This is a genomic window from Streptococcus sp. 27098_8_103, assembly GCF_041432345.1.
In the GTDB taxonomy this organism is placed as follows: domain Bacteria; phylum Bacillota; class Bacilli; order Lactobacillales; family Streptococcaceae; genus Streptococcus; species Streptococcus mitis_BV.
Map to the genome: position 1 here is coordinate 24649 of NZ_JAPVZK010000012.1, position 16896 is coordinate 41544.

At 40.5% G+C, this 16896-nt stretch carries 21 protein-coding genes; 12 read left to right on the plus strand and 9 right to left on the minus strand.

The window, feature by feature from the left end:
• Window positions 1–38: 38 nt before the first annotated feature.
• A complete protein-coding gene (gene radC / locus O3599_RS05110) occupies window positions 39–719 on the plus strand; it encodes a DNA repair protein RadC (RefSeq protein ID WP_261018343.1) in 681 nt (226 codons plus the stop codon).
• Here the strand turns inward: radC and O3599_RS05115 are convergent.
• The 7 genes from O3599_RS05115 to O3599_RS05145 all read right to left on the minus strand — a co-directional run bounded on the left by O3599_RS05115 (window position 716) and on the right by O3599_RS05145 (window position 5487).
• A complete protein-coding gene (locus tag O3599_RS05115; RefSeq protein WP_247939492.1) occupies window positions 716–1405 on the minus strand; it encodes a gamma-glutamyl-gamma-aminobutyrate hydrolase family protein in 690 nt (229 codons plus the stop codon). The genes radC and O3599_RS05115 overlap by 4 nt on opposite strands.
• A gap of 17 nt (window positions 1406–1422) precedes the next feature.
• Complete coding sequence (locus tag O3599_RS05120; RefSeq protein WP_000653417.1) at window positions 1423–2064, minus strand: redox-sensing transcriptional repressor Rex; 642 nt, start codon at window positions 2062–2064, stop codon at window positions 1423–1425.
• 82 nt (window positions 2065–2146) lie between these two features.
• The gene (locus O3599_RS05125; protein ID WP_000462491.1) at window positions 2147–2362 is read right to left on the minus strand and encodes a DUF4649 family protein; all 216 of its coding nucleotides are present in this window, start codon (window positions 2360–2362) and stop codon (window positions 2147–2149) included.
• A 7-nt stretch (window positions 2363–2369) separates the two neighbouring features.
• The gene (locus O3599_RS05130) at window positions 2370–2717 is read right to left on the minus strand and encodes a DUF1831 domain-containing protein (RefSeq protein ID WP_143952038.1); all 348 of its coding nucleotides are present in this window, start codon (window positions 2715–2717) and stop codon (window positions 2370–2372) included.
• Window positions 2718–2721: 4 nt separating this feature from the next.
• Window positions 2722–3837 (minus strand): cysteine desulfurase family protein, encoded by a 1116-nt coding sequence (locus tag O3599_RS05135; protein ID WP_143952039.1) that lies wholly within the window; start codon window positions 3835–3837, stop codon window positions 2722–2724.
• Between the two features lie 9 nt (window positions 3838–3846).
• A complete protein-coding gene (locus tag O3599_RS05140) occupies window positions 3847–4806 on the minus strand; it encodes a ribose-phosphate diphosphokinase (protein ID WP_001283818.1) in 960 nt (319 codons plus the stop codon).
• A gap of 111 nt (window positions 4807–4917) precedes the next feature.
• Window positions 4918–5487 carry a CYTH domain-containing protein gene (locus O3599_RS05145; RefSeq protein WP_000681279.1) on the minus strand — a complete coding sequence of 190 codons (570 nt, stop codon included), beginning with the start codon at window positions 5485–5487 and terminating at the stop codon, window positions 4918–4920.
• A 128-nt stretch (window positions 5488–5615) separates the two neighbouring features.
• Here O3599_RS05145 and O3599_RS05150 point away from each other — a divergent pair, with 128 nt between their 5' ends.
• The 11 genes from O3599_RS05150 to O3599_RS05200 all read left to right on the plus strand — a co-directional run bounded on the left by O3599_RS05150 (window position 5616) and on the right by O3599_RS05200 (window position 14589).
• Window positions 5616–6287, plus strand: a complete 672-nt coding sequence (locus tag O3599_RS05150) for a GTP pyrophosphokinase family protein (RefSeq protein WP_371512197.1) — start codon at window positions 5616–5618, stop codon at window positions 6285–6287.
• Window positions 6271–7089, plus strand: coding sequence for an NAD kinase (locus tag O3599_RS05155; protein ID WP_084947078.1), 819 nt, complete (start codon window positions 6271–6273; stop codon window positions 7087–7089). Before O3599_RS05150 ends, O3599_RS05155 begins: the two co-directional genes overlap by 17 nt.
• Window positions 7086–7982 (plus strand): RluA family pseudouridine synthase, encoded by an 897-nt coding sequence (locus O3599_RS05160; protein ID WP_247927881.1) that lies wholly within the window; start codon window positions 7086–7088, stop codon window positions 7980–7982. The genes O3599_RS05155 and O3599_RS05160 overlap by 4 nt, the downstream gene beginning before the upstream one ends.
• Window positions 7983–8025: 43 nt before the next feature.
• Window positions 8026–9000, plus strand: coding sequence for a phosphate acetyltransferase (gene pta / locus O3599_RS05165; protein ID WP_000451571.1), 975 nt, complete (start codon window positions 8026–8028; stop codon window positions 8998–9000).
• A 188-nt stretch (window positions 9001–9188) separates the two neighbouring features.
• Window positions 9189–10364 (plus strand): A/G-specific adenine glycosylase, encoded by a 1176-nt coding sequence (gene mutY, locus O3599_RS05170; RefSeq protein ID WP_023947456.1) that lies wholly within the window; start codon window positions 9189–9191, stop codon window positions 10362–10364.
• A gap of 55 nt (window positions 10365–10419) precedes the next feature.
• Window positions 10420–11127 carry a response regulator YycF gene (yycF, locus tag O3599_RS05175; protein WP_000722072.1) on the plus strand — a complete coding sequence of 236 codons (708 nt, stop codon included), beginning with the start codon at window positions 10420–10422 and terminating at the stop codon, window positions 11125–11127.
• Window positions 11120–12478 carry a cell wall metabolism sensor histidine kinase VicK gene (gene vicK / locus O3599_RS05180; RefSeq protein ID WP_000571163.1) on the plus strand — a complete coding sequence of 453 codons (1359 nt, stop codon included), beginning with the start codon at window positions 11120–11122 and terminating at the stop codon, window positions 12476–12478. Before yycF ends, vicK begins: the two co-directional genes overlap by 8 nt.
• Entirely contained in the window at window positions 12471–13280 is an 810-nt protein-coding gene (locus O3599_RS05185) for an MBL fold metallo-hydrolase (RefSeq protein ID WP_000004961.1), read from the plus strand. The genes vicK and O3599_RS05185 overlap by 8 nt, the downstream gene beginning before the upstream one ends.
• Before the next feature lie 90 nt (window positions 13281–13370).
• Window positions 13371–13613: a type II toxin-antitoxin system RelB family antitoxin gene (gene relB / locus O3599_RS05190; protein ID WP_049521138.1), complete on the plus strand. Its 243-nt coding sequence runs from the start codon at window positions 13371–13373 to the stop codon at window positions 13611–13613.
• A gap of 1 nt (window position 13614) precedes the next feature.
• Window positions 13615–13869, plus strand: coding sequence for a type II toxin-antitoxin system RelE/ParE family toxin (locus O3599_RS05195; protein WP_247939490.1), 255 nt, complete (start codon window positions 13615–13617; stop codon window positions 13867–13869).
• 42 nt (window positions 13870–13911) lie between these two features.
• Window positions 13912–14589 (plus strand): potassium channel family protein, encoded by a 678-nt coding sequence (locus O3599_RS05200; RefSeq protein ID WP_000566124.1) that lies wholly within the window; start codon window positions 13912–13914, stop codon window positions 14587–14589.
• 37 nt (window positions 14590–14626) lie between these two features.
• Here O3599_RS05200 and O3599_RS05205 read toward each other — a convergent pair whose 3' ends face one another.
• On the minus strand, window positions 14627–14974 hold the full coding sequence (locus O3599_RS05205; protein ID WP_000434630.1) for a thiol reductase thioredoxin: 348 nt from the start codon (window positions 14972–14974) through the stop codon (window positions 14627–14629).
• Between the two features lie 111 nt (window positions 14975–15085).
• A complete protein-coding gene (locus O3599_RS05210) occupies window positions 15086–16804 on the minus strand; it encodes a phospho-sugar mutase (RefSeq protein ID WP_000121686.1) in 1719 nt (572 codons plus the stop codon).
• Between the last annotated feature and the right edge of the window lie 92 nt (window positions 16805–16896).

Consider the following 16896-nt stretch of genomic DNA (forward strand, 5'->3'; position numbering starts at 1 on the left):
TCATCCTTCTCACGAATAATAAAGTGAGGAGGATTTTTATGTACAGTATTTCATTCCAAGAAGATTCACTATTACCAAGAGAAAGACTGGCCAAGGAAGGAGTAGAAGCGCTCAGTAATCAAGAGTTGCTAGCTATTCTACTCAGGACAGGGACACGTCAGGCCAGCGTTTTTGAAATTGCCCAGAAAGTCTTGAGCAATCTTTCAAGCCTAACGGATTTGAAAAAAATGACCCTGCAGGAATTGCAGAGCCTATCTGGTATCGGGCGCGTTAAGGCCATAGAATTACAAGCAATGATTGAACTGGGGCATCGTATTCACAAGCATGAGACCATTGAGATGGAAAGTATTCTCAGTAGCCAAAAGTTGGCTAAGAAGATGCAACAGGAATTAGGGGACAAAAAACAAGAGCACCTGGTGGCGCTCTATCTCAATACTCAAAATCAAATCATCCATCAACAGACCATTTTTATCGGTTCTGCAACTCGTAGTATCGCTGAGCCGCGAGAGATTCTTCACTATGCTATCAAGCATATGGCAACCTCTCTTATCTTGGTCCACAATCATCCTTCAGGAGCGGTAGCCCCTAGCCGAAATGATGATCATGTTACAAAACTTGTCAAAGAAGCCTGCGACCTGATGGGAATTGTCCTCTTGGACCATTTGATTGTCTCACAATCTAGTTACTTTAGTTATCGTGAAAAGACGGATTTAATCTAAAGTTCATTAATGACATAGTCAAAGAGTTTTTTATCTTTGGAACGATTTTCAAATAGAAATTCTGGGTGCCATTGGACACCGAGAAAGGCAACATCAACCGTACTCATGACAGCTTCAATGATACCATCTTTAGGATCATGAGCTGCAATCTTTAAATTTGGTGCTAAATCCTTAATACTCTGATGGTGGAAGGAGTTGATATGGGAGATTTCTCCATAGATTTCTCGAAGAACAGTATCAGGTTCTGTCACCAAGCGTTGGGTTGTGTACTCTGCGGAACAATCCTGCCAGTGGTCTTCGATATCTTGATACAAAGTTCCACCCATGGCAACGTTAAAGAGTTGGGTACCACGGCAGACAGAAAAAATTGGCTTTTTCTGTTTAATAGCTTCCTTGATGAGGGCCAGTTCAAAGATATCCCTTTGAAGGTGGTAGTCATCGCTATCGATGGTTTTTAGTTCACCATAGAATTTTGGATCAACATTTTGCCCACCTGTCAAGATGAGCTTGTCAATCATACTGATATAGTAGCAGGCCATTTCTTGATCACCAATCGGTAGGATGATGGGAATCCCTCCAGCGTCTTTAACGCCTTCAACAAAGCCTTTTGCTACGTAGCTCATCATGATGTCATCATCTGGATGAGTTTTTTCGTTTCCTGTAATCCCAATAACTGGTTTTTTCATAAAATGATTTTCGCTTTCTAATCCTCTTTTCGCATGAAGTAGAGGAGGGTTTGGAGTTCACTTGTCAAATCAACATACTGAACGACCACGTCTTTTGGTAAATGCAGATGGACAGGTGAAAAACTGAGAATTCCTTTCACGCCAGCATCCACTAAGAGATTGGCAACCTCTTGTGACTTGACACTGGGAACGGTCAGGATAGCAGTCTTCACATCAGCATCCTTGATTTTATCCTTGATTTGAGAAATCCCGTAAATGGGAATTCCATCAGGAGTTTGGGTACCGACTTCGGGATGGTCATCTAGGTCAAAGGCCATGATAATCTTCATCTTGTTGCGCTCATGGAAGCGGTAGTGGAGAAGGGCGTGGCCCATATTTCCAATACCTACCAGCATGACATTGGTGATGGAGTTATCATTGAGCAAATCGGCAAAAAATGTCATCAGTTTTTTGACATCATAGCCAAATCCACGTCGACCCAGTTCACCAAAATAGGAAAAATCACGACGTACGGTCGCTGAATCAATCCCAATGGCCTCTGCAATTTGCTTAGAGTTGGCACGTTCAATCTTTTCTGCATGAAATCTCTTAAAAATTCGATAGTAGAGAGAGAGTCTTTTCGCTGTAGCTTTTGGAATAGCAGACTGTTTATCTTTCACAAAATCACAACCTTTCTATTATTCTATTTTATAGAAACATTGTGAAAAAATCAACAAAAACAAGAAAAAACTAAGAAAAATCTTAGTTTTGATGTAAAAAATCTGCATGTGATAGAAAACGGTAGAGGTCTCCGACCAGTCCTTGGTAAACTTCCTGGCCCTTAAAGGTCAAAGAAGTCACATAAAGTGTATCTGGCAGGGTCACACATCCTGATAGAGCCAGCATGAGAGCCTCGTAATCCTCATACTTGAGAGTGCGCTCTACATGATAGCTGTCCTTATAGGTCAGTTCAAACATTTTGGCCCTATCTTTCCGATTTTGTAAAGACACCACGTTCTACCAAGCTATCCATGAGGAAGTAGAATTTTTCCTGATGAATGTGGTGGTCTTCTGATTTGAAAATATCAACTAGACGTAGCCCAAACTTGTCAGTGATATTGATTTTTGCACCTGTAAGTTCCTTGTTAATGATGATTTTGAGTTGGAAGCCTTCACCACTGTTCGGAACTTTTTCCAAAAGGCGAGTCAATTCATAGTTACCAACCTTAGTCTCAAAAAAGGTGTTGTCCTTAAGGGTGAATTTTTTAACAGAAGGGCTAAGAGTGTAGTCGAAACGACAATTTTTTAACTGAATGGTTTTTTCAAATGCCATATGGCTAACCTCCGATAATTTCTTTTAAGGTTTTTGCGAGGGTATGTAGATCTTCAACAGTATTTTCTGGCGACAAACTGATACGAACGGATTCCTTCAAGCGTTCTGAATTTGCCCCGTACATGGCCTCAAGAACATGGCTGGATTGTACAATGCCTGCAGTGCAGGCTGAGCCAGTAGAGATAGAAATTCCAGACAAATCTAGCCGAAGGAGTAAGAGGTCGTTTTTCTGACCAGGAAATCCAATATTGAGAACATAAGGGAGATGGTGTTCGCCTCTATTCAGGTAATACTGAACTCCCTCTAGCTCTGCAAGAAAGGAAGTTTCTAAATTTTGTACATGTTGAAAATGTTCTTCTTGCTTTTCTAAATTTTCTTTTAGGGCTACAACCATGCCTACGATGGCAGGCAGATTTTCAGTTCCTGCACGTTTTTTCTGTTCTTGGTCTCCGCCATGTAGATAGGAATCAAAGTCCATGCTAGATGCGTAGAGAAAACCGATTCCCTTAGGACCATGGAACTTGTGGGCCGAAGCAGTGAGAAAATCAATGCCCAATTCTTCTGGGTGTATAGGGATTTTACCAATAGCCTGAACTGCATCGACATGATAGGCAGCAGGGTGTTGCTTGAGTATTTGGCCAATTTCAGCAATGGGAAGTAGGTTTCCTGTCTCGTTATTGGCAAACATGGTAGAAACTAAAATCGTATCATCACGTAAGGATTCTTGGATTTGCTGGGCCGTGATCTCTTGATTTTCTGGCTGAATAATGGTTACTTCAAAACCAAAGTGTTGAACCAAGTAATCAATCGTTTCAAGGACAGCATGGTGCTCAATAGCAGTTGTGATGATATGTTTTCCTTGTTCTTGGTGACGAAGGCAGTAGCCAATGATGGCAGTATTGTTTCCTTCAGTCCCACCAGAAGTGAAAAAGATATGTTGAGGTTTTGTTCCCAGTAACTGGGCTAGTTCCTGACGGGCTTCTCTCAAGAGTTTTCCAGCTTGACGACCATGCCCATGAATACTAGAAGGATTTCCATGGGTTTCTTGCATAACCTTGGTCATCGCTGAAATAGCAACTGCTGACATGGGAGTCGTTGCAGCATTGTCCAAATAAATCAAAGAATCACCTTATTTCTTTTTGTTGTAGGCAAAGAGTGGGCTGACTGGTTTTCTTTCGTGGATACGGACGATGGCATCACCAATTAACTCACTAGCAGTGATGTAGCATACGTTTTTAGGAGTTTTTTCTTTTGTTGCTACTGAATCAGTCACAAGAATTTCCTTAATATTAGTATTGTCAAGAAGTTCAGCAGCTCCCTCAACGAAGAGACCGTGGCTAGAAACAGCATAAATTTCTGTAGCTCCTTCACGTTCAACGATTTTAGCAGCTTCAGAGAAGGTGCGTCCTGTATTAAGAATATCATCAATCAAGATGGCTTTCTTACCTTCAACATCACCGATAATATAACCTTCGTTGCGAGTAGCATCGTCTTGAGGGTAGTCGATAATGGCGATAGGAGCATCAAGATACTCAGCCAAGCTACGGGCACGCTTTACACCTGAATTTTTAGGGCTGACGACAACAACATCTGACCCAAGTAGGCCCTTATCGCAGTAATGTTTTGCAAATAGTGGCACTGTGAAGAGGTTATCGACAGGAATATCAAAGAAGCCTTGAACCTGAACGGCATGTAAATCAAGTGTAAGGATACGATCTACACCAGCCTTAACCAGCATATTGGCAACTAGTTTCGCTGTAAGTGGCTCACGAGGTGAAGCGATGCGGTCTTGACGTGCATAACCAAAATATGGAAGGACAACGTTGATACTGTGGGCACTTGCACGAACACAAGCGTCGACCATGATTAGCAATTCCATTAGGTGGTTGTTAACAGGGAAACTTGTTGATTGGATGATGTACACATCATAACCACGGACACTTTCTTCGATATTTACTTGGATTTCTCCGTCTGAAAATTGACGTGATGATAGTTTTCCAAGCGGTACACCAACAGCTTGTGCAATTTTCTGTGCAATCTCTTGGTTAGAGTTGAGTGCGAAAAGTTTCATGTTTTTTCTATCTGACATTATAGACCTTCCTCTGTAAACTTTTTAAATCCTAGCCATATCTGCCTAGCCTATATGAACTGGGATTTTTGTATTTTATTTTTTCTATTTTACCAAAAAATAGAGATTATTTCAGCTATTTTTCATGCTTTTGACAAATCGGACCAATTTTGAGGGAGCTTTTTGATAAGCAATCTGATTTTCCTCTAAAAATTGCTGGAAATCTTGTTTCCCTTGCTCGTGATTTTCCACTTCAAGCTCTAATTCGTAATCTGTAATATCAAAGTACTGACTTTCATCTAGTGCCATGAGGCCAATTGGTGTTTGCATTTCATAGCGAAGCGTTGTTAGACAACCAAGGACCTGCCATTTTTTACTTTGGATACCATGTTTTGCTAATTCATCAAGCACAAGCCCTTGAGGAAGTTCTTCCTTGTTCAGATAGTTTTCAGCATCTTTTAGTCGCAATTTTTGGTTGTACTCCATATTTCCAACACTTTGCGGGACTTTGAGTGTCAATTCTGCCCAGTCTTCAAAGGTTCGAATGCGCATAGCAACTTTCTTTTCTCTCAGTTCAAAATCAGGCGTGTCTATGTAGTAATTTTTTTGAAGAACAGGAGTGACGTCTGTGAACTGGTCCTTTAGACGATTGTATTCATCTTTTTTCAAGAGTGTTTTCAATTCAATTTCTAAATGTTTCATTTTTCTTACCTTTTCTTTATCGTTGAAAGCGGATTTATGGTATAATAAGCATTGTATTTATTGTATATGAATCTGGAGAAAAAATCAAAGATATTTTTGAAGGATAATATGAGAACAAGGGAGAATATATGACCTTAGAATGGGAAGAATTTCTAGATCCTTACATTCAAGCTGTTGGTGAGTTAAAGATTAAACTACGTGGTATTCGGAAGCAATATCGTAAGCAAAATAGGCATTCTCCGATTGAGTTTGTGACTGGCCGAGTCAAGCCAATTGAGAGCATCAGGGAAAAAATGGCTCGACGTGGTATTACTTATGCGACCTTAGAACACGATTTACAGGATATTGCTGGTTTACGTGTGATGGTCCAGTTTGTAGATGACGTCCAAGAAGTTGTGGCTATTTTGCGCAAGCGTCAGGATATGCGGATTGTACAAGAGCGAGATTACATTACTCATCGAAAGGCTTCAGGCTACCGTTCCTATCATGTGGTAGTAGAATATATGGTTGACACCATCAATGGAGCCAAGACCATTTTGGCGGAAATTCAGATTCGTACTTTGGCCATGAATTTCTGGGCAACGATAGAACATTCTCTCAACTACAAGTACCAAGGGGATTTCCCAGAGGAAATTAAAAAGAGACTGGAAATTACTGCCAAAATTGCCCATCAGTTGGATGAAGAAATGGGTAAAATTCGAGATGATATCCAGGAAGCCCAGGCTCTTTTTGATCCTTTGAGTAGAAAATTAAATGACGGTGTAGGAAATAGTGACGATACAGATGAAGAATACAGGTAAACGAATTGACCTGGTAGCAAATAGAAAACCGCAGAGTCAAAGGGTTTTGTATGAATTGCGAGATCGTTTGAAGAGAAATCAGTTTATACTCAATGATACCAATCCGGACATTGTCATCTCCATTGGTGGGGATGGTATGCTCTTGTCGGCCTTTCATAAGTACGAAAACCAGCTTGACAAGGTCCGCTTCATTGGTGTTCACACTGGACATTTGGGCTTCTATACGGACTACCGTGATTTTGAGTTGGATAAGCTAGTGACTAATTTGCAGCTAGATACTGGTGCAAAGGTATCATACCCTGTTCTAAATGTGAAGGTCTTTCTTGAAAATGGTGAAGTGAAGATTTTTAGAGCACTAAATGAAGCCAGTATCCGCAGGTCTGATCGAACCATGGTGGCGGACGTTGTGATTAATGGTGTTCACTTTGAACGTTTTCGTGGAGATGGGCTAACAGTTTCGACACCGACTGGTAGTACAGCCTATAACAAGTCGCTTGGTGGAGCTGTTTTACACCCAACCATTGAAGCTTTGCAATTAACGGAAATTGCTAGTCTTAATAATCGTGTTTATCGAACGCTGGGTTCGTCCATTATTGTTCCAAAGAAGGATAAGATTGAACTCATTCCGACAAGAAACGATTACCATACCATTTCGGTTGACAATAGCGTTTATTCCTTCCGTAATATTGAGCGTATTGAGTATCAAATTGACCATCATAAGATTCACTTTGTCGCGTCACCGAGCCACACCAGTTTCTGGAATCGTGTTAAGGATGCATTTATCGGCGAGGTGGATGAATGAGGTTTGAATTTATCGCAGATGAACATGTCAAGGTTAAGACCTTTTTAAAAAAGCACGAGGTTTCTAAGGGGCTGCTAGCTAAGATTAAGTTTCGAGGCGGAGCTATTCTGGTTAATGATCAACCACAAAATGCAACTTATCTATTGGATATTGGAGACCGAGTTATCATAGATATTCCCGCTGAGGAAGGTTTTGAAACTCTCGAAGCTATCGAGCGCCCACTGGATATTCTCTATGAGGATGACCATTTTCTAGTCTTAAATAAACCCTATGGAGTGGCTTCTATTCCTAGTGTTAATCACTCCAATACTATCGCTAATTTTATCAAGGGTTACTACGTCAAGCAAGACTATGAGAATCAGCAGGTTCACATTGTAACTAGACTTGATAGAGATACTTCTGGCTTGATGCTCTTTGCCAAGCACGGCTATGCCCATGCACGATTAGACAAGCAGTTGCAGAAGAAGTCCATTGAAAAACGCTACTTTGCTTTGGTTAAAGGCGATGGACACTTGGAGTCAGAGGGGGAAATTATTGCCCCGATTGCACGTGATGAAGACTCTATTATCACTAGAAGAGTAGCTAAAGGTGGGAAGTACGCCCATACTTCTTACAAGATTGTAGCTTCTTATGGGAATATTCATTTGGTAGACATTCGCCTGCACACTGGGCGAACCCACCAAATCCGAGTCCATTTTTCTCATATTGGTTTTCCTTTGTTGGGAGATGACTTGTATGGTGGTAGTCTAGACGATGGAATTCAGCGCCAGGCCCTACATTGCCATTATCTATCCTTTTATCATCCATTTTTAGAGCAAGACTTGCAGTTAGAAAGTCCCTTGCCGGATGATTTCAGCAACCTTATTACCCAGTTATCAACTAATACTCTATAAAAACTGATTCAGAGTATAATTATTATCTTAAAGGAGAAAACTCATGGAAGTTTTTGAAAGTCTCAAAGCCAACTTGGTTGGTAAAAATGCTCGTATCGTTCTCCCTGAAGGGGAAGAGCCTCGTATTCTTCAAGCGACTAAACGCCTGGTAAAAGAAACAGAAGTGATTCCTGTTTTGCTTGGAAATCCTGAAAAAATTAAAATCTATCTTGAAATCGAAGGTATTGAGGACGGTTATGAAGTCATCGACCCTCAACACTACGATAAATTTGAAGAAATGGTTGCTGCCTTGGTAGAACGTCGCAAGGGCAAAATGTCTGAAGAAGATGCACGCAAGGTTTTGGTTGAAGATGTCAACTATTTTGGTGTTATGTTGGTTTACTTGGGCTTGGTTGATGGAATGGTGTCAGGAGCGATTCACTCAACAGCTTCAACAGTTCGCCCAGCCCTTCAAATCATCAAAACTCGTCCAAATGTAACTCGTACTTCAGGTGCCTTCCTCATGGTTCGTGGTACGGAACGTTACCTATTTGGAGACTGTGCTATCAATATCAATCCTGATGCAGAAGCTTTGGCTGAAATTGCCATCAACTCAGCAATCACAGCTAAGATGTTTGGCATCGAACCTAAAATTGCTATGCTAAGTTATTCTACTAAGGGTTCAGGTTTTGGTGAAAGTGTTGATAAGGTTGTAGAAGCAACTAAAATTGCTCACGACTTGCGTCCTGACCTTGAAATAGATGGGGAATTGCAATTTGATGCAGCCTTTGTTCCTGAAACTGCAGCTCTGAAAGCTCCTGGAAGTACGGTAGCTGGTCAAGCAAATGTCTTCATCTTCCCAGGTATCGAGGCAGGAAATATCGGTTACAAGATGGCAGAACGCCTTGGTGGCTTTGCGGCTGTAGGACCTGTTTTGCAAGGTTTGAACAAGCCAGTTAACGACCTTTCTCGTGGATGTAATGCAGATGATGTTTACAAGTTGACCCTTATCACAGCAGCCCAAGCTGTTCATCAATAAGATTTAGTCCTCTTTCCTTTGGGAAGAGGCTTTTTATACTCAATGAAAATCAAAGAGCAAACTAGGAAACTAGCCGCAGGCTGTACTTGAGTACGGCAAGGCGACGTTGACGTGGTTTGAATTTGATTTTCGAAGAGTACTAATACTAGGAAAAGGACAGTTAGAATCTTCTGTGTTATACTAGAGATATGTTAGATTTGAAAGAATACGGTATCGTCATGTGGCCGGAGGAGAAGATCATTTCTTTCCGTGAGAAACTTCTCGCTTGGTATGATGAAAACAAAAGAGATTTACCGTGGCGTAGAAGTAAAAATCCTTATCATATCTGGGTGTCTGAAATTATGCTCCAGCAAACTAGGGTGGATACGGTTATCCCTTATTACGAACGATTCTTGGACTGGTTTCCAACAGTAGAAAGTTTGGCGAATGCGCCTGAAGAGCGTTTGTTGAAGGCTTGGGAAGGTTTGGGTTATTATTCTCGAGTTCGTAATTTACAGGCTGCAGCCCAGCAGATTATGACTGATTTTGGTGGTCAATTTCCAAACACCTATGAAGGAATTTCCAGCTTGAAAGGAATTGGACCTTACACTGCAGGAGCCATTTCCAGTATTGCTTTTAACTTGCCTGAGCCAGCTGTAGATGGTAATGTCATGCGTGTTTTGGCACGTCTATTTGAAGTTAATCACGATATTGGGATTCCAAGTAATCGTAAAATTTTTCAGGCAATGATGGAAATCTTGATTGACCCAGAAAGGCCTGGTGACTTTAATCAAGCTTTGATGGACTTAGGATCTGATATTGAGGCGCCTGTAAATCCCAGACCAGAAGAAAGCCCAGTTAAGGACTTTAGTGCGGCATATCAGAATGGCACAATGGACCGTTATCCAATTAAGGCTCCCAAGAAAAAGCCTGTTCCAATTTATCTTAAAGCCTTGGTGGTCAAAAATACTCAGGGACAATTTTTACTTGAAAAAAATGAAAGTGAAAAGCTATTGGCAGGTTTTTGGCATTTCCCCTTGATAGAAGTTGATAACTTTTCGCAAGGAGAGCAGTTTGACCTCTTTCATCAGGTTGCAGAAGAAAGCGTGAACTTTGGTCCCAGTCCAGAAGAGAGTTTCCAGCAGGACTATGACCTAGATGTTGATTGGCTTGATATTTATTTTGAGACTGTCAAGCATATCTTTAGTCATCGTAAGTGGCATGTTCAAATTGTAGCAGGTCAGGTGAGTGACTACAATGACTTTCCAGATAGGGAAGTTCGCTGGCTTTCACCAGAAGAGTTTAAGAATTACCCACTTGCCAAACCCCAACAAAAAATCTGGCAGGCTTATGCACAAGCCAACTTAGACAGTAGTAAAGACTAGCTATTGTGTCTTCTTTTTATTTTTTTGATATAATAGTAGAGAAAAAGGTGAACAAATGAAAAAAATATTAATTGTAGATGATGAAAAACCAATCTCGGATATTATCAAGTTTAATATGACCAAGGAAGGTTACGAGGTTGTAACTGCTTTTAATGGTCGTGAAGCACTAGAACAATTTGAAGCAGAGCAACCAGATATTATTATTCTGGATTTGATGCTTCCCGAAATTGATGGTTTAGAAGTTGCAAAGACTATTCGTAAGACGAGTAGTGTTCCTATTATCATGCTGTCAGCTAAAGACAGCGAATTTGATAAGGTTATTGGTTTGGAGCTTGGAGCGGATGACTATGTGACAAAACCCTTCTCAAATCGTGAGTTGCAGGCGCGTGTTAAAGCTCTTCTTCGTCGTACGGACTTGGTTTCTGTAGATAATCAAGAGTCAGATGAAAAGAAAACCCAACCTTTGCAAATTGGGGACTTGGAGATTGTACCAGATGCCTATGTGGCTAAAAAATATGGTGAAGAACTAGACTTGACCCACCGTGAATTTGAACTTTTGTACCACTTGGCTTCTCATATTGGTCAAGTGATTACCCGTGAACACTTGCTTGAAACGGTCTGGGGGTATGATTATTTCGGAGATGTTCGGACTGTTGACGTAACTATCAGACGTTTGCGTGAGAAGATTGAAGATACACCTAGTCGTCCAGAGTATATCCTAACACGTCGTGGTGTTGGTTATTATATGAGAAATAATGATTGAATTGATTAGAAAAAATATTCTTACTAGTGATTTTATCTTCATTTTAATTTTATTGGGTTTTATCTTGATTGTTACCTTGCTTTTGCTAGAAAATCGGCGAGATAATATTCGGTTGAAGCAAATTAATCAAAAAGTTAAAGACTTGATTGCAGGAGATTATTCTCAGGTATTGGATATGCAGGGAAGCTCTGAAATCACTAATATTACCAATAATCTCAATGATTTATCAGAAGTAATCCGTTTGACCCAAGAAAATCTGGAACAAGAGAGTAAACGATTGCACAGTATCCTCTCTTACATGACAGATGGAGTCCTCGCGACCAATCGTCGTGGTAAGATTACTATGATTAATGACATGGCTAAGAAACAGCTAGGTGTTCAGAAGGAAGATGTTCTCAATAAAAGTATTCTAGAATTACTTAAGATTGAAGATGAGTATGAACTTCGTGATTTGATTACCCAAGTTCCTGAACTCATGATTGATTCTCAGGATGCCAATGGTGAGTATCTGAGCCTTCGTGTACGCTTCGCCTTGGTGCGTCGTGAGTCTGGATTTATCTCAGGTTTGGTAGCTGTTTTGCATGATACGACGGAGCAGGAGAAGGAAGAACGCGAACGAAGACTCTTTGTTTCCAACGTTAGTCATGAGTTACGGACGCCTCTGACTAGTGTAAAATCCTATCTTGAAGCCTTGGATGAGGGAGCCTTGTCAGAACCTGTTGCACCAGACTTTATCAAGGTGTCTCTAGACGAAACCAACCGTATGATGCGGATGGTGACAGACCTTCTCCATCTTTCTCGAATTGATAATGCAACTAGTCACCTAGATGTGGAACTGATTAACTTCACAGCCTTTATTACCTTTATTCTTAACCGCTTTGATAAGATGAGGGGATCAGACGAAGAAAAGAAATATGAATTGGTTAGAGATTATCCGATTACGTCTGTCTGGATTGAAATTGATACAGACAAGATGACGCAGGTGATTGATAATATTCTCAACAATGCCATTAAATATTCTCCAGATGGTGGAAAAATCACAGTGACCATGAAGACGACTGATGATCAGATGATTTTATCCATCTCAGACCAAGGATTGGGTATTCCTAAGCAGGATTTGCCACGTATCTTTGACCGTTTCTACCGTGTGGATCGTGCTAGAAGCCGTGCTCAAGGTGGAACAGGGCTAGGACTGTCTATCGCTAAAGAAATTATCAAACAACATAATGGTTTTATTTGGGCCAAGAGTATATATGGTAAGGGATCAACCTTTACCATTGTGCTCCCTTATGATAAGGATGCAGTGAAGGAAGAAGTATGGGAGGACGAAATAGAAGACCAGAATGAGTGAAACAGGCTTTAAATACAGTATTTTAGCGTCGGGTTCCAGTGGAAATTCCTTTTATCTGGAAACGCCAAAAAAGAAACTTTTAGTGGATGCAGGCTTATCTGGTAAGAAAATCACCAGCCTACTTGCTGAAATAAATCGCAAGCCAGAAGACTTGGATGCCATTTTGATTACCCATGAGCATTCAGACCATATCCATGGAGTCGGTGTGTTGGCTCGCAAGTATGGTATGGATCTTTACGCCAATGAAAAGACCTGGCAGGCTATGGAAAATAGCAAGTATCTTGGCAAGGTAGATTCTTCGCAAAAGCATATTTTTGAAATGGGTAAAACCAAAACCTTTGGAGATATCGACATAGAGAGTTTTGGTGTTAGCCATGATGCAGTCGCACCGCAATTCTATCGCTTTATGAAGGATGATAAGAGTTTTGTCCTTTTGACAGATACAGGTTATGTTAGTGACCGTATGGCAGGGATTGTTGAAAATGCGGACGGCTATCTTATCGAGTCCAACCATGATGTAGAGATTTTGCGAGCAGGTTCTTACGCTTGGCGACTCAAACAACGAATCCTATCGGATCTGGGTCACCTTTCTAACGAAGATGGTGCCGAAGCTATGATTCGTACCTTGGGAAATCGCACTAAGAAAATCTATCTTGGTCACTTGTCTAAGGAAAACAATATCAAGGAGCTGGCTCACATGACTATGGTCAATCAGCTAGCACAAGCTGATCTGGGAGTCGGAGTAGACTTTAAGGTTTATGATACCTCACCAGATACCGCAACACCATTGACAGATATATAGAAAGAACGCTGAGAAGGTGTTCTTTTTATATTGACTGAACACCTAAAAAGTAATACAATGGTGTTACCATTAAAAAAGGGAGTGCAAAAGATGACTACTATTACATTAAAAGTTTCTGAAGCTGATAAAACATTTATGAAGGCAATGGCTAAGTTTGAAGGAGTTTCCCTTTCGGAACTTATCCGCACCAAAACTCTTGAAGCTCTAGAAGACGAATACGACGCTCGTGTGGCAGATTTAGCCTATCAAGAGTATTTAGACGACTTGGAAAAAGGAGTTGAACCCATTACTTGGGAAGAAATGATTCATGATTTAGGCTTGGAGGATGAATAATTTGTATAAATTAGTTCCAACAAGACGTTTCATCAAGCAATTGAAAAAATTGGACCGTTATACGCAGAAGCTAATTACAAACTATTTACAATCCAATGTTTTGGAAGACCCAAGACGACACGGAAAGACTTTGGTTGGTAATCGCGTTGGTCAATGGCACTATAGAATTGGTAATTATCGAGTTATCATACAAATTGTAGATGATGAATTAGTCGTTGCTACTCTAGAAGTTGGTCATCGGAGAGATATTTATTGAATTAAAGTTGAGTATATTCTGGTATTACTTGGATTTGCTGAGATGATTGATTTAGACAGTCCTCCATACAGTATTATTGACTTGCTACTTTGGTTTGTGTTTGTGGTAGATTATGGTTGGCGGTTCTTTTCAAGTAAAGCAAAATGGAGGTTTATACTTGAAAATATCTTTGACTTGTTAGCTATCCTTCCTTTAAATGCTATTTTTACAGTATTGCGATTAGGGCGTATCTTCCGCTTAGCAAGGCTGACAAAATTACTGAAACTGACTCGTTTACTTAGAATAATTGGACTTACAGGTAAATTAGAAAGAAAAATTAGTAGATTCTTACGGACAAATGGCCTGATTTATATCTTGTATGTTAATATTTTTATTGTTCTAGTAGGAAGTTCAATTTTATCTGTAGTTGAAGAAAAATCTTTCTCAGATAGTCTTTGGTGGGCTCTTGTGACAGTAACCACTGTTGGTTATGGTGATATTGTTCCAGTTTCCCTTTTTGGGAAATGGCTAGCTTTTTTATTAATGTTGGTAGGGATTAGTACAATAGGAATGTTAACAAGTGCCTTGACGAACTTTTTTGTAAAAGATAATCCAGATGAACAGATAAAACTTGATAAACTCCAAGACGAATTATCGGGCCAAAGAATATTAATAGAGAAACAATCTGAGAAAATCGAAGAACTGCATCGGATGATACAAGATTTGCTTGAAAAAACGTAATTTTAACCATTTAAAAACCACTCGATGAGTGGCTTTTTTACAATCCAGCGAAATCTTTGATTTCTTGTGCTGACATTGAAGAGTCGCAACGGACATTGATTTGTCCATCCGCAATGTGAACAAATCCTGGTACAGTTGGGATTCCGTAGCGTGAGCGGAATGCTTGCAACTCATTGAGTTGGCTTGGTTCTTCACTGTTGATGAAGTAGATGTGAGCTTTAGTGTCAGCTACGACACCTGCCAAGGTACCAGCAAATTTACGGCAGTAAGGGCAAGTTTTGCGACCGATAAAGAAGGTTGCAGTTTCTTTTTTATCAAGAGCTTCTTCCGCACGCGCTACTGTAGTGACTTCAAGGTCTTTGATATTATCTAAAAATTGTTCCATGAGATTACCTCGCTTTCATTGATAAGTCTAGTATGCCATAAAGTTTCTAAAATTGCTTAGATTTGATACGAAAAAAAGATGAGATTGGTTGGTCTCATCTTTTATAGGGCTTTATTTTACAAAAGCATTGATTTCTGCTTCGATGTTAGCGATTTTAGCTTGTGATTCTTCGTTGGTTTCACCTACAACTGCAATGTAGAACTTGATTTTTGGTTCTGTACCTGAAGGGCGAACAGCAATCCATGAACCGTCAGCAAGTGTGTATTTCAAAACATCACTTGGAGGAGTTGTCAAATTTGTAACAGTACCGTCAGCAGCAGTGGCAGTTTGAGCCTTGAAGTCTTCTACTACAGTGATAGCTGTTGCATTCCATTCTTTTGGAGCGTTGTTACGGAATTTAGCCATAATCGCTTTGATTTGTTCAGCACCATCAACACCTGAAAGGGTAACAGAGATAGTTTTTTCTGCGTAGTAGCCGTATTCTTTGTAGATTTCTTCGATACCGTCAGCAAGTGTCAAACCACGAGAACGGTAGTAGGCAGCAAGTTCAGCAACGACAAGAACGGCTTGAATAGCGTCTTTATCACGTACGAAAGGTTTAATCAAGTAACCGAAGCTTTCTTCAAATCCCATCATGTATGTGTGATTGTGTTTTTCTTCGAATTCTTGGATTTTTTCAGCGATAAATTTGAAACCTGTCAAAACGTTGAACATAGTTGCGCCGTAGCTTTCAGCAATCTTCGTTACCAAGTCAGTTGATACGATAGATTTGCAGAGGGCTGCATTTTCAGGAAGAGTTCCAGCGTTTTTGTGGGCTTCCAAGATGTATTTAGCCATGATAGCACCGATTTGGTTACCTGAAAGGTTGAGGTAGCTACCATCTTTTTGAAGAACTTCAACACCAACACGGTCAGCATCAGGGTCAGTTGCCACAAGAACATCTGCGCCAACTTGACGACCAAGTTCTTCAGCAAGGGCAAAGGCTGCTTGGCTTTCTGGGTTTGGAGATTTTACAGTTGAGAAGTCAGGATCGGCAGTTGCTTGCGCTTCAACGACTTGAACAGAGTCAAATCCTGCTTGGGCAAGAGCGCGACGAGCCAACATTTCACCAGTACCATGAAGTGGTGTGTAGACAATCTTCATGTCTTTACCAAATTCTTCAATCAAGGCTGGGTTGATGTTAACGTCCTTAACTTCTTTCAGGTATTCAACATCGACAGCTTCGCCGATAACTTCAATCAAGCCAGAAGCTTTTTCAGCTTCCACATCAGCAACTTCAACTGCAAATGGGTTTTCGATTGCACGGATATAAGTAGTCAAAGCGTCCGCGTCGTGTGGAGGCATTTGTCCACCGTCTTCACCGTAAACCTTGTATCCGTTAAATGGTGCAGGGTTGTGGCTAGCTGTGACCATGATACCTGCGAAACAGTTGAGGTGACGAACTGCAAATGAGAGTTCTGGAGTTGGACGAAGGCTTTCAAATACATAAGATTTGATGCCGTGTTTGGCAAGAACTGCCGCAGATTCAAAGGCAAACTCAGGTGAGAAGTGACGGCTATCGTAGGCGATTGCTACACCACGTTCTTTTTCGTTTCCACCTTTTGACTCAATCAAACGAGCCAATCCTTCAGTAGCTTGGCGAACAACGTAGATGTTGATGCGGTTTGTACCAGCTCCAATCAAACCACGCATACCTGCAGTACCAAATTCAAGATTTGTATAGAAGGCATCTTCCTTCGTTTTTTCATCCATATTTTCCAAATCTTGACGAAGGTAGTCAGGAAGCTCCGCAAAATCAACCCATTTCTGGTAATTTTCTTGGTAAGACATTGAAATTCTCCTTTTTGTAAATTGTTTTAACCGTTCACATTATAGCACTTTTTAGCGTTTTAGTAAAACGGTAGCATAATTTTCAGAATAGT